This is a genomic window from Knoellia sp. Soil729, from assembly GCF_001427985.1.
Lineage (GTDB): Bacteria > Actinomycetota > Actinomycetes > Actinomycetales > Dermatophilaceae > Knoellia.
In genome coordinates this window covers 193,828-206,310 of the sequence record NZ_LMSA01000003.1, presented here as the reverse complement: position 1 = coordinate 206,310, position 12,483 = coordinate 193,828, and the positions used below count along the sequence as shown (strand labels likewise).

Annotated in this window: 11 protein-coding genes; 6 read left to right on the top strand and 5 right to left on the bottom strand. The window is 70.3% G+C overall.

Annotated elements, in window-relative coordinates:
- Nucleotides 1-19: 19 nt before the first annotated feature.
- The 4 genes from ASG74_RS12710 to ASG74_RS12695 all read right to left on the bottom strand — a co-directional run bounded on the left by ASG74_RS12710 (nt 20) and on the right by ASG74_RS12695 (nt 3,276).
- Nucleotides 20-808: a sulfite exporter TauE/SafE family protein gene (locus ASG74_RS12710; RefSeq protein ID WP_056144064.1), complete on the bottom strand. Its 789-nt coding sequence runs from the start codon at nt 806-808 to the stop codon at nt 20-22.
- Nucleotide 809: 1 nt separating this feature from the next.
- Nucleotides 810-1,904 carry an SPFH domain-containing protein gene (locus ASG74_RS12705; RefSeq protein ID WP_056144061.1) on the bottom strand — a complete coding sequence of 365 codons (1,095 nt, stop codon included), beginning with the start codon at nt 1,902-1,904 and terminating at the stop codon, nt 810-812.
- A 51-nt stretch (nt 1,905-1,955) separates the two neighbouring features.
- Nucleotides 1,956-2,408 (bottom strand): NfeD family protein, encoded by a 453-nt coding sequence (locus ASG74_RS12700; protein ID WP_056144058.1) that lies wholly within the window; start codon nt 2,406-2,408, stop codon nt 1,956-1,958.
- A gap of 85 nt (nt 2,409-2,493) precedes the next feature.
- Nucleotides 2,494-3,276 (bottom strand): ABC transporter ATP-binding protein, encoded by a 783-nt coding sequence (locus ASG74_RS12695; RefSeq protein ID WP_056144054.1) that lies wholly within the window; start codon nt 3,274-3,276, stop codon nt 2,494-2,496.
- 42 nt (nt 3,277-3,318) lie between these two features.
- On the opposite strand from ASG74_RS12695, the gene ASG74_RS12690 reads away from it, so the two are divergent.
- Nucleotides 3,319-4,083, top strand: coding sequence for a hypothetical protein (locus tag ASG74_RS12690; RefSeq protein ID WP_056144050.1), 765 nt, complete (start codon nt 3,319-3,321; stop codon nt 4,081-4,083).
- Here the strand turns inward: ASG74_RS12690 and glgA are convergent.
- A complete protein-coding gene (gene glgA, locus ASG74_RS12685; protein ID WP_056144047.1) occupies nt 4,062-5,252 on the bottom strand; it encodes a glycogen synthase in 1,191 nt (396 codons plus the stop codon). The genes ASG74_RS12690 and glgA overlap by 22 nt on opposite strands.
- A gap of 76 nt (nt 5,253-5,328) precedes the next feature.
- Between glgA and glgC the strand changes: the two genes are divergently transcribed.
- The 5 genes from glgC to cphA all read left to right on the top strand — a co-directional run bounded on the left by glgC (nt 5,329) and on the right by cphA (nt 12,480).
- Nucleotides 5,329-6,582: a glucose-1-phosphate adenylyltransferase gene (gene glgC / locus ASG74_RS12680; protein ID WP_056144044.1), complete on the top strand. Its 1,254-nt coding sequence runs from the start codon at nt 5,329-5,331 to the stop codon at nt 6,580-6,582.
- On the top strand, nt 6,579-7,394 hold the full coding sequence (locus ASG74_RS12675; protein ID WP_056144042.1) for an LLM class F420-dependent oxidoreductase: 816 nt from the start codon (nt 6,579-6,581) through the stop codon (nt 7,392-7,394). The genes glgC and ASG74_RS12675 overlap by 4 nt, the downstream gene beginning before the upstream one ends.
- A 15-nt stretch (nt 7,395-7,409) precedes the next feature.
- A complete protein-coding gene (gene serB, locus ASG74_RS12670; protein WP_056144757.1) occupies nt 7,410-8,663 on the top strand; it encodes a phosphoserine phosphatase SerB in 1,254 nt (417 codons plus the stop codon).
- Between the two features lie 9 nt (nt 8,664-8,672).
- Nucleotides 8,673-9,530 carry a cyanophycinase gene (locus ASG74_RS12665; RefSeq protein WP_056144038.1) on the top strand — a complete coding sequence of 286 codons (858 nt, stop codon included), beginning with the start codon at nt 8,673-8,675 and terminating at the stop codon, nt 9,528-9,530.
- Nucleotides 9,531-9,591: 61 nt separating this feature from the next.
- Nucleotides 9,592-12,480 (top strand): cyanophycin synthetase, encoded by a 2,889-nt coding sequence (gene cphA, locus ASG74_RS12660; protein ID WP_056144035.1) that lies wholly within the window; start codon nt 9,592-9,594, stop codon nt 12,478-12,480.
- Nucleotides 12,481-12,483: the final 3 nt, after the last annotated feature.

The window sequence follows — 12,483 nt, the reverse complement described above, 5'->3', positions numbered from 1 at the left end:
AGGAGAGGCTAGACGCCGGTCACGAGAACCAGAGCATCCGCACGATCGCGACCGTCCCGATGACGATGATGACGGCGCGCAGGACGTTCGGAGGCAGTCGTCGACCCACGCGGGCACCGATGAGCCCTCCGAGCAGCGAGCCCGCCGCGATCAGCCCGGCGATCTGCCAGTTGATCTCCTCGGGGGCCACGAGGAAGAACGTCACGGCGGCCACCAGGTTGACGATGGTGGCCAGGACGTTCTTGATGCCGTTGAGGCTCTGCAGCGACTCGCTCGTGAGCGTGGTGAGCACCCCCATGAGGATGACGCCCTGGGCCGCACCGAAGTAGCCGCCATAGACGGCCGTGGCGAAGACGCAGAACATCAGGACGGCGGCACGCCGGGCCGAGTGCTCGCCGAGGGCGGTGGCTGCAGCGTCACCCCGGCGAGCGGCCGACCATGCGGTCAGCCTGGGCCCGACCGCCACCAGCAGGACCCCGAGCGCGATGAGGGCCGGCACGATCGCCTGGAAGGCAGCAGGGTCGAGCTTGAGCAGCAGCACCGCCCCGACGATGCCGCCGAGCAGCGACATCGGCGCCCAGCGCAGCAAGGTGCCCCTGAGGCCGCCGAGCTCGTGCCGGTAGCCCCACGAACCGGTGAGGCCGCCGGCCACGAGCCCGACGCTGTTGGAGACGTTGGCCATCACGGGCGCGTACCCGAAGAAGAGCAGGGTCGGGAACGTCACGAGGGTTCCCGACCCGACGACCGTGTTGATCGTGCCGGCGACGACACCGGCGGCGAAGATCAGCGCTGCCTCGGCGGCGCCCACCTCAGCTCTCGCGAGGCGGGACGGCGTCTGCGGGCGGTGCCAGCGGCGGCTGCTGGCTGGCCGCAGGCGCGGCGTGGTCCTTGGCCTCGCGGGAGGCCTCGCCGGCCTCGCCGCGGGCCTCGGCCAGTGCCTGAGCCGGGTCGGCGAGCACCGTGTCGTCGAACGGCGTCGACAGGTCCTCGCTGGGCTCCCAGGCCTCGGTGTCACTGTCGTCGAAGCCGCCGCCGCCCTCGCCGCGCCCCAGGGCGCCGCCGATCCCCTTGAGGGCGTCGGTGAGCTCGCTGGGGATGATCCACATCTTGTTGGAGTCGCCGCGGGCGATCTGCGGCAGCACCTGGAGGTACTGGTAGGCGAGGAGCTTCTGGGTGGGCTTCCCGCGGTGGATGGCGTCGAAGACCTGCTGGATGGCGCGGGCCTGCCCCTGGGCCTCCAGGACGCGGGCCTGGGCCGAGCCCTCCGCGCGCAGGATCTGGCTCTGCTTCTCACCCTCGGCCGTGAGGATGTTGGACTGCTTCGCGCCCTCGGCGGTGAGGATGATGGCGCGACGCTCACGCTCGGCCTTCATCTGCTTCTCCATCGACTCCTGGATCGACATGGGCGGGTCGATCGCCTTGAGCTCGACGCGGTTGACGCGGATCCCCCACTTGCCGGTGGCCTCGTCGAGGACTCCGCGCAGCTGCGCGTTGATCTGGTCACGGCTGGTCAGGGTCTGCTCGAGGTCGAGCGAGCCGATGACGTTGCGCAAGGTGGTGACGGTGAGCTGCTCGATGCCCTGGATGAAGTTCGCGATCTCGTAGACCGCGGACTTGGGCTCGATGACCGCGTAGTAGATGACCGTGTCGATGCTGACGACGAGGTTGTCGCTGGTGATGACCGGCTGCGGCGGGAACGAGACGACCTGTTCGCGCAGGTCGATGTTGGCGCGCACCTTGTCCACGAAGGGCACGAGGAAGTGGATACCGCCCTCGAGGGTCGCGTGGTAGCGGCCGAGGCGCTCGATGATGAGCGCGGTCTGCTGCGGCACGATCCGCACGGTGCGGACGATGACGATGACGGCAAAGAGCAGCAGCAGCCCCAGGACGATGAGTTCAACCATGATTTCCCCTTGGTTTCGGTGAGCGTTGACGAACGTTGTGGGTGGAGCTGGTCAGTGGCGGTCGGCCGCGACGATGGCCGTCGCACCATGGATGGCGATGACCCGCGCGTCATCGCCGGGGCGCAGCGTCTCGGCGCCCTCGGCGACCCGGGCCGACCAGGTCTCGCCCGCGAGCTTGATGCGTCCGTCGGTGTCGGTGACCGTCTGGAGGACACGGGCCTCCCTGCCCACCAGGCTGGCCACCCCGATGGTGTTGTCGAGCTCCCCCTCGGTGAACTTGCGCTTGACGAGAGGTCGCACGACGAAGAGCAGCAACGCTGCCACGGCGATCGCGACGACGACCTGAACCGCTGCGTTGCCACCCAGGCCGGCTGCGAGGCCGCCGGCGAGGGCTCCTCCGGCGAGCATGACGAAGACGAAGTCGACCGTGGCCGCCTCGATCGCGGCCAGGATGAGCGCGACCCCCAGCCAGGCAACCCACGGGTTGTCGGTGAGCCAGTCCATGACACTCCCCTTTCGTGCCGTCGTCCTCGACGGCCTCTGTCAGGTCAACGATCCCATGCCCGACAACGTGTCCGTCACCGGATGGTCATCGCGACCATGCGGCATACCGCGACCCGCGCTGCTCGAGCTCGAGTGGGAGCCCGAACGTCTCACTGAGGTTCTCGCCCGTGAGGGTGATCTCGATCGGTCCCTGCGCGACGACGCGGCCCTCGCGCAGCAGCAGGACGTCGGTGAAGTTGGGGGGGATCTCCTCGACGTGGTGCGTGACGAGGATGAGCGCCGGGGCGGTCACGTCCCCCGCGATGGCGCCCAGTCGTGCGACGAGGTCCTCGCGGCCACCGAGGTCGAGCCCGGCGGCCGGCTCGTCGAGCAGCATGAGCTCGGGGTCGGTCATCAGCGCCCGCGCGATCTGGACCCGCTTCCGCTCACCCTCGGACAGGGTGCCGTAGGTGCGGTCGCCCAGGTGACCCGCGCCGAGGGCATCGAGCAGCTCGGCGGCGCGCGCGTGGTCCAGGACGTCATAGCTCTCGCGCCACCGGCCCACGACGCCGTAGGACGCCGTGACCACGACGTCGGCGACCCGCTCGCTGCCCGGGATGCGCTCGGCCAGGGACGCGGAGGCCAGCCCGATGCGTGGGCGGAGCTCGAAGACGTCGACCGCCCCGAGGACCTCACCGAGGACCCCGGCGACACCGCGGGTCGGGTGCATGCGGCCCGAGGCCAGCTGGAGCAGCGTCGTCTTGCCGGCACCGTTGGGGCCGAGGATGACCCAGCGTTGCCCCTCCTCGACCTCCCAGTCGACCTCGTCGAGCAGTGTCGCGCCGCCACGGACGACGCTCACGCCCGCCAGCGCCAGCACATCACTCATGACGGGAACCCTAGTTGACGCGAGCGTGCCTACGATGACGGCATGCCCGAGCTTCCCGCTTCTGTTCGGATCGCCCTGTGGGCGACGTCCGCGTGGGCTCGGGGCGCCAGCCTCGAGAGCGCCATCGAGTCCGCCCTGCCCGACGTCGATGCGGTCGGACCCGGCATACGAGGCCTCGAGCTGTGGCGTGACCTGGGTGAGCGCACCGTCCTCGTCGCGCTCCCGGTGAGCGGCGACCTCACGAGCCTGCCGGCCTGCGACCCGCAGACCCGCGCGTCAGCGGTCGAGGCCGAGGAGTGCCTGGTGGCACCGGGACTCGGCGCCCTTCTCATCCCCTCGTGGTCGACCTTCGGACCGCCGGGGGCCAGCGGCGCGGACTCCGGCAGCCGGCTGGACTGGACGGCGCACGACTGCGAGGCCGTGCCCACGCACCGGGTGGCCGCGCTCGACCCGCGGGAGTCCACCCGCCTGCTCACCACGACGGTGCTGGAGACGACCGAGCAGCTCGACGCCCTCGGGGGACGCCCATTCGACGCCACGGCCGCACGTGAGGCCCTTCCCCGCCCGGAGACGTGGGCCCTGCCCGACGAGCTGCCCGGACCGGTGCTGCGCGCGATCACCTTCGCGGCCGCCATCAGTGCTGCCGCGGCGGCGGGCCTGGACGGACCGCAGGACGGACCGGACGCCTGGACGCAACAACGCCGTCTCGAGCTGCTGCGCGGCCTGCACCGGGCCGCTGAGCGCACGCTGGCCGACGCGACGAACGCCGGCGTCTCAGCAGTGGCTCAGCGCAGGACTTCGCGATAGACGGTCAGCGTCTCGTCACCGATGCGTGACCACGAGAACGACTCGACGGCACGAACCCGGCCCGCCCTGCCGAAGCGCGCCGCCCGCTCGGGATCCGACACCGCCGCGTTGAGCGCACCCGCGAGGTCGGCGACGAAGCGGTCGGGGTCGACCGGGACGCCCGACCCGTCCTGCACCTGCTCGATCGGCACGAGCCAGCCGGTCTCCCCGTCCACGACGACCTCGGGGATGCCACCCGTGGCCGTCGCGACGACCGGCAGGTCGCACGCCATGGCCTCCAGGTTGACGATGCCCAACGGCTCGTAGACCGAGGGACAGACGAACACCGTCGCGGCCGAGAGCAGCGCGATGACCTCGTTGCGCGGCAGCATCTCGGGAACCCACACCACCCCGTCCCGCGTCTCGCGCAGACCGGCGATGAGCTCCTCGACCTCGGACTTGATCTCGGGGGTGTCGGGTGCGCCCGCGAGCAGGACCACCTGCACCTCCGGCGGCAGCTCGGCCACCGCCCGCAACAGGTAGGGCAGGCCCTTCTGGCGGGTGATCCGGCCGACGAAGATGACGCCGGGCCGGTCGGGGTCCACGCCGTGACGGCGCACGGTGTCGGGGTCCTCGACCCGCTTCCACAGCTCGCTGTCGATGCCGTTGTGGACCACCTTGACCTTGTCCGGGTCGATGGTCGGATAGCTGCGCAGGACGTCCTTGCGCATGCCGTCGCTCACCGCGATGACGGCAGCTGCACCCTCGTAGGCCGTCCGCTCGATCCAGGACGAGAGTCGGTAGCCGCCCCCGAGCTGCTCGGCCTTCCACGGCCGCATCGGCTCGAGGCTGTGGGCACTGACGACGTGCGGGACGCCCTCGAGGAGCGAGGCCGTGTGGCCGGCGAAGTTGGCGTACCAGGTGTGCGAGTGCACCAGGTCCGTGCCGCCGCAGTCGGCCGCGATCGCCAGGTCGACTCCCATGGTCACGAGCGCAGGGTTCGCGCCCTCGAGAGCCGGCAGGTCGGCATACCCGGTCGTCCCCTCCTCGTCACGGGGAGGTCCGAAGGCCCGCACCCGGACGTCGATGTCGCCTCGCTCGCGCAGGGCCCGCGTCAGCTCGGCGACGTGCACCCCCGCCCCGCCGTAGATCGTGGGTGGGTACTCCTTGCTGAGGATGTCGACTCGCACAGGGCGACCCTATCGCCGTCGAGCCGGGCGGAGACGCAAGTCACATCCGCGGGCGCCGTCCACTAGGTTGGCGTGCATGGCATACCGCAGCGGTGGACCCAAGGTGCTCGTCATTGTTCTCGCAGGTGGGGAGGGCAAGCGACTCATGCCCCTCACCGCCGACCGGGCCAAGCCGGCCGTGCCGTTCGGAGGCATCTACCGGCTCATCGACTTCGCCCTGAGCAACGTCGTGAACTCCGGCTACCTCAAGATCGTCGTGCTGACGCAGTACAAGTCGCACAGCCTCGACCGGCACGTCACGAAGACGTGGCGCATGTCGACGATGCTCGGCAACTACGTCGCACCGATCCCCGCGCAGCAGCGTGTCGACAAGTCCTGGTACCAGGGCAGCGCGGACGCCATCTTCCAGAGCCTCAACACGATCACCGACGAGCGTCCGGACATCGTCGTCGTGGTGGGGGCCGACCACGTCTACCGCATGGACTTCTCGCAGATGGTGGACCAGCACGTCGAGTCCGGCGCGGGCGTCACCGTCGCGGCGATCCGCCAGCCGATCGGCATGGCCGACCAGTTCGGCGTCATCGAGGTTCAGGCCGACGACCACACCAAGATCAAGGCGTTCCTCGAGAAGCCCTCCGACCCCGACGGGCTGCCCGACTCCCCCGACGAGATCCTCGCCTCCATGGGCAACTACGTCTTCGACGCCGACGTCCTCCAGGAGGCCGTCACCCGCGACTCCGAGGACCCGGACAGCACCCACGACATGGGCGGCGACATCGTCCCGGCGTTGGTCAAGCAGGGTGCCGCCTACACCTACGACTTCAAGAAGAACGTCATCCCCGGTGGCACCGAGCGCGACAAGGGCTACTGGCGTGACGTCGGGACGCTGGACTCCTACTTCGACGCCCACATGGACCTCATCTCGATCCACCCGATCTTCAGCCTCTACAACTACGACTGGCCGCTGTTCACGAGCTACGGCCCCTACCCGCCGGCGAAGTTCGTCCACGGCGCGTCCGGTCGTTTCGGCGAGGCCCTGAACTCGATGGTCTCCCCCGGCGTGATCGTCAGTGGCGCCCGCGTGAACTCCTCGATCATCTCCCCCGACGTGCGGGTGCACAGCTACTCCGAGGTCGACGACTCGGTGATCCTCGACGCCGTCGACATCGGCCGCAACTGCCGCGTGCGCCGCGCCATCATCGACAAGAACGTCCATCTGCCCGAGAACACCTCCGTCGGCTTCGACGCCGAGCACGACCGCGCCCGCGGCTTCACCGTCACCGAGTCCGGCATCACCATCGTCGGCAAGGGCACGGTGCTCGAGCCGTGAGCCGAGCGCGTGTCGGCGTTCAGGTCAAGCCGGAGCACGCGGCATACGCGGACATTCGGCGCACGTGCGCAGCCCTCGAGGAGATGGGCGTCGACGTCCTGTTCAACTGGGACCACTTCTTCCCCCTGAGCGGCGACCCCGACGGAGCCCACTTCGAGTGCTGGACGATGCTCGCCGCGTGGGCCGAGGCCACCGAACGGGTCGAGATCGGCGCACTCGTGACCTGCAACTCCTACCGCAACCCGCAGCTGCTGGCCGACATGGCGAGGACCGTCGACCACATCTCCGCGCGCGGCGGCGAGGGCCGGCTCATCCTCGGGATCGGCTCGGGATGGTTCGAGCGCGACTACGACGAGTACGGCTACGAGTTCGGCACGCCCGGGGCACGGCTCGACGCCCTGGACCGTGACCTCCCACTGGTCAAGGAGCGGTGCAGCCGGCTCAACCCCGCCCCGACGCGCCCCATCCCCGTGCTCGTGGGTGGAGGTGGTGAGCGCAAGACCTTGCGGATCGTGGCGGAGCAGGCCGACATCTGGCACGGCTTCGGTGACGCCGAGAAGATCGCCCACAAGCACGCCGTCCTGGACGACTGGTGTGCCCGCCTGGGCCGCGACCCCGCGACCATCGAACGCTCGGCGGGGGTGAGCCCCCAACCGGGCCGCTTCCCCGAGGACGTGCCGGACCACGCCGCTGCGGCCGATGCCCTGTATGCCGTGGGCACCCGTCTGTTCACCACTGGACTGAGCGGCCCGGACTTCGACCTCGGTCCGGTCCGTGACCTCCTCGCCTGGCGCGACGCGGTGAACTCCTAACCTGTGCCGGTGACCATGCAACCGGGCTCAGCGACGCCAGTGCCCAAGCTTCCGTCCACCCTGCTCGTGACCCTCATCGGGGATGACCGTCCCGGCGTGACGAGCGCACTCTTCGATGCCGTCGCGCCCACGGGCGCCGTCGTCCTCGACCTGGAGCAGGTCGTCGTCCGCGGCCAGCTGACCCTCGCTGCGCTGCTCGCGCCCGGCGGCACCGCCAAGGCCCTGCGTGAGGTCGTCACCGCTGTGGGTGCCGAGCTCGGGCTCACGGTGAGCGTGTCCAAGGGCCGCGGCGACAACCGGGAACGGCCCACGGGACGTGCTGCCGTGGTCGTGCTCGGCTCCCCGCTGCGGGCCGGCGCGGTCGCCGCGGTGGCGAGCTCGATCGCCGAGCACGGTGCCAACATCGACCGCATCCGCAGGCTCTCGCGCTACCCCGTCACCACCCTCGAGCTCGACGTCAGTGGCGCCGACCTGGACTCGCTGCGCCGTGAGCTGTCGCTCGTCGCCGCACAGGAGCACGTCGACATCGCGGTGTCCCCGGCCGGGCTGGCGCGGCGCGGGCGGCGGCTCGTCGTCATGGACGTGGACTCGACCCTCATCCAGGACGAGGTCATCGAGCTCCTCGCGCGGCGCGCCGGTCGTGAGGCCGAGGTCGCCGCGGTGACCGAACGCGCCATGGCGGGTGAGCTCGACTTCGCCGAGAGCCTGCATGCCCGGGTGGCGACGCTCGCAGGACTGGACGTGGCCGTCCTCGAGGAGGTCCGTGCAGCCGTCCGGCTCACGCCGGGTGCGCGCACCCTGGTGCGCACGCTCAAGCGCCTGGGGTTCACCGTGGCGCTGGTGTCCGGCGGGTTCATCGAGGTCGTGCAGCCCATCGCGGACGAGCTCGGCATCGACCACGCGAGGGCCAACAGGCTCGAGGTCGCGGACGGTCGTCTCACCGGGCGCGTCCTCGGAGACATCGTGGACCGGCGGGGCAAGGCCAGCGCGCTGCGCGAGTTCGCCGAGGAGGCGGGCCTGCCGTTGGCGCGCACCGTGGCCATCGGTGACGGGGCAAACGACCTCGACATGCTCGGCACGGCCGGACTGGGGATCGCCTTCAACGCCAAGCCGGTGGTGCGCGAGCAGGCCGACACCGCCGTCAACGTGCCCTACCTCGACGCCGTGCTCCACCTCCTCGGGATCACCCGCGAGGAGATCGAAGAGGCCGACGACGCCGATGGCACACCGACGCCCGCGCCTGCCGTCGCGCGCGCCCAAGACCTCTAGGCTGGCCCAATGCCTCGCTACCCCTCCACGACACCGACGCTGTTCATCATCGGCGGCGCCGAGGACCGTGTCGGACGTGCAGCGCTGCTGCGGCGCTTCGTGCGCATCAGCGGCGGACGGCGTTCGCGGCTCGTCGTCATCCCGACGGCCTCCTCGTTCCAGGACGAGGTCGTGGCCTCCTACAGCGAGGTGTTCGGCCGCTTCGGCGTGGAGGCGCTCGACACGGTCAACCCTCAGTCCCGGCGTGAGGCACACGACCCGCGGGCGGTCGCGCTCATCGACGAGGCCACCGGCATCTTCATGAGTGGTGGCTCGCAGCTGCGCCTGTCGCAGTACTTCCCGGGCACCCCGCTCGGTGACGCCCTTCACCGGGCGCACGCCCGCGGGGCCGTGGTCGCGGGCACGTCGGCGGGTGCCTCGATCATGAGCGAGTTCATGATCTCCATGGGCGACGAAGGCATCACGCCTGTCCAGCGCGCCAGCCAGCTCAGCGCCGGGCTCGGCCTGCTCAAGGGCGTCGTCGTCGACCAGCACTTCGCGCAGCGCTCCCGCTACGGCCGGCTCATGTCGGTGGTCGCCTCCTCGCCCAGCCTGCTCGGCATCGGCATCGACGAGGACACCGCCATCGAGGTGAGCGGCGGGAACCGCTTCACGGTCCACGGTCGCGGAGGCGTCACCGTCATGGACTGCCGCGATGTCACCACCGACGCCCCCGACGCACGCCGTGGAGCCCCGCTCCTCGTCTCCGGCGCCGTCGTCCACACGCTCCCCGCGGGCGCGACCTTCGACCTCGGCGCCGCCACGCTGGTGGAGTTCGTCGAGCAGCACGCGGATGTCGACGTCAGTCTGGCCACGGCCAAGTCGTGACCCGCTCGAGCTCGACACCGAGGCACACCCCGCACCACCACTGCCAGCACCGAGGAGTCCGATGACCGAGGAACGTCCCACCCCCTCTGGCCCCGCCGCCCCCGACCTCACCATCGTCGAGTCGCGCATCTATCGCGGCGGCAACATCTGGTCCTACGACCCGGCCATCCACCTCACCGTGGACCTCGGCATCCTCGAGGAGTACCCCACGGACCTCCTCGAGGGCTTCACCGACCGGCTCGTCGAGCTCCTGCCCGGCCTCGAGAACCACACCTGCTCGCGGGGAGTGAAGGGCGGCTTCATCGAGCGGATGCGCGAGGGCACCTGGCTCGGACACGTCAGTGAGCACGTCGCCCTGCAGCTGCAGCAGGAGGCCGGCCACGACCAGCGCCGCGGCAAGACCCGCCAGGTCAAGACGCACCCGGGCCGCTACAACGTCATCTACGGCTACACCGACGAGGGCGTGGGCCTGGCCGCTGGTCAGCTCGCCGTCCGGCTCGTCAACCATCTCGTGCAGGCCGAGGACGGCTTCGACTTCGACGCTGCCCTCGAAGCCTTCCTGCGCCGGGCCGAACGCACCGCGTTCGGGCCCTCCACCGCTGCCATCCTCGAGGAGGCGGTGAGCCGCGACATCCCCTACATCCGGCTCAACAGCGCGAGCCTGGTCCAGCTGGGTCAGGGGGTCCACGCGCAGCGCATCCGGGCCACGATGACCTCCAAGACCGGCGCCCTGGCGGTGGACATCGCGGGCGACAAGGACCTCACGACCAAGCTGCTCGGCTCGGCCGGTCTGCCGGTGCCCAAGCAGGAGACCGTCCGCGGGCCCGAGGACGCTGTCGCGGCCGCGCGCCGCATCGGGTTCCCCGTGGTCCTCAAGCCGCTCGACGGCAACCACGGGCGGGGTGTCTGCCTCGACATCACCAACGACGACGAGGTGCGCGAGGCCTTTGCGACCGCGCGCGAGGAGTCCCGCCGCGGCAACGTCATCGTCGAGTCGTTCATCACCGGCAAGGACTACCGCTGCCTCATCGTCGGCGGCCGCATGCAGGCCATCGCCGAGCGTGTCCCCGCCCACGTCGTCGGCGACGGTGAGCGCACCGTGAGGGAGCTCGTCGAGATCACGAACGCGGACCCACGTCGCGGTGTCGGCCACGAGAAGGTCCTCACGAGGATCAAGGTCGACCGGACCGCCGAGGCGCTCGTGCGGGACCAGGGCTTCTCGATGGACGACGTCCCACCGCAGGGGACGATGGTCAAGCTCGCGCTCACCGGCAACATGTCGACCGGAGGGATCTCGGTCGACCGCACCTTCGACGCCCACCCCGACAACGTCGAGATCGCCGAGGAGGCCGCCCGCATGGTCGGGCTCGACGTCGCGGGCATCGACTTCATCTGCCCCGACATCGCCTCACCCGTGCGGGAGACCGGGGGTGCGATCTGCGAGGTCAACGCCGCACCCGGCTTCCGAATGCACACGCACCCCACCATCGGGGAACCGCAGTACATCGCCAAGCCCGTCGTGGACCTGCTCTTCCCGCCGGGCTCGCCCTCGCGCGTGCCGATCGTCGCCGTCACCGGCACCAACGGCAAGACGACGACGTCGCGCATGATCGCCCACATCATGAAGGGAGTGGGGCGCAAGGTCGGCATGACCTCGACCGACGGCATCGTCGTGGACGAGCGCCTCGTCTTCAAGGCGGACGCGTCCGGTCCCAAGTCCGCGCGCATGGTGCTGCAGAACCCGCGCGTCGACTTCGCGGTCATGGAGGTGGCCCGGGGCGGCATCCTGCGCGAGGGCCTGGGCTACGACCGCAACGACGTCGCCGTCGTCACCAACGTCGCGCCCGACCACCTGGGCATCCGCGGCATCAACACCGTCGAACAGCTGGCCGACGTCAAGGCCGTCATCGTGGAAGCGGTGCCGCGCAACGGTTTTGCCGTGCTCAACGCCGACGACCCGTTGGTGCGCAAGATGCGGCGCCGCTGCTCGGGGTCCATCGTGTGGTTCACGATGTCGCCTCCCGGTTCCTCGGTTCGTGACTTCGTCGACGACCACTGCCGCCGAGGCGGGCGCGCCGTGGTGCTCGAGCCGTCCGAGAAGGGCGACATGATCGTCATCCGGCACGGTCGACGGGCCATGCAGCTCGCGTGGACGCACCTCCTCCCGTCCACCTTCGGCGGCACGGCGATGTTCAACGTCGCCAACGCCATGGCCGCGGCTGGTGCAGCGTTCGCCATCGGTACGGGCCTGCACGAGATCCGGCAGGGCCTGCGGACCTTCTCGACGAGCTACTACCTCTCCCCCGGCCGCATGAACCAGGTCAACGTCAACAACATCGACGTCATCGTCGACTACTGCCACAACGCTCCCGGCATGAAGGTCCTCGGAGAGTTCGTCGAGCGCTATGCCGACGCCAAGTCCGGCGCCACGGAGTTCGGCAAGCTCTCACGCCTCGGCGTCATCGCGACGGCCGGCGACCGTCGCGACGAGGACATGCGCGAGCTCGGCGCGATCGCGGCCCAGCACTTCGACGTCATCGTCGTGCGTGAGGACGAGCGTCTGCGCGGTCGCAAGCCGGCCGAGACGGCGGGTCTCGTCGCCGAGGGTGCCAAGGCCGCCATGGCCCAGGGCGCCCGTTGCCGCCAGGTCGAGATCGTCACCGATGAGCTCTCTGCGGTGCGGCACGTCATGGCTCGCGCGAACCCAGGCGACATCGTCGTGGTCTGCGTCGACCAGCACGGCGTGGTCATGAACGAGCTCGAGACCATGACCAAGCAAGCCCAGCCGGGCACCCACACGGCCGACTCCCTCGCCGACCCCGACCTCGACCCGACCACGTTGTCGGCCGAGGCCCACGTGAGCGGCGAGGAGGCCACCGACCAGGACCTTGCCGAGCACGACGCCGAGGTGGAGGCGGAGGCGGCGGGGCAGCCCCAGCCCACGGGCTGAGGC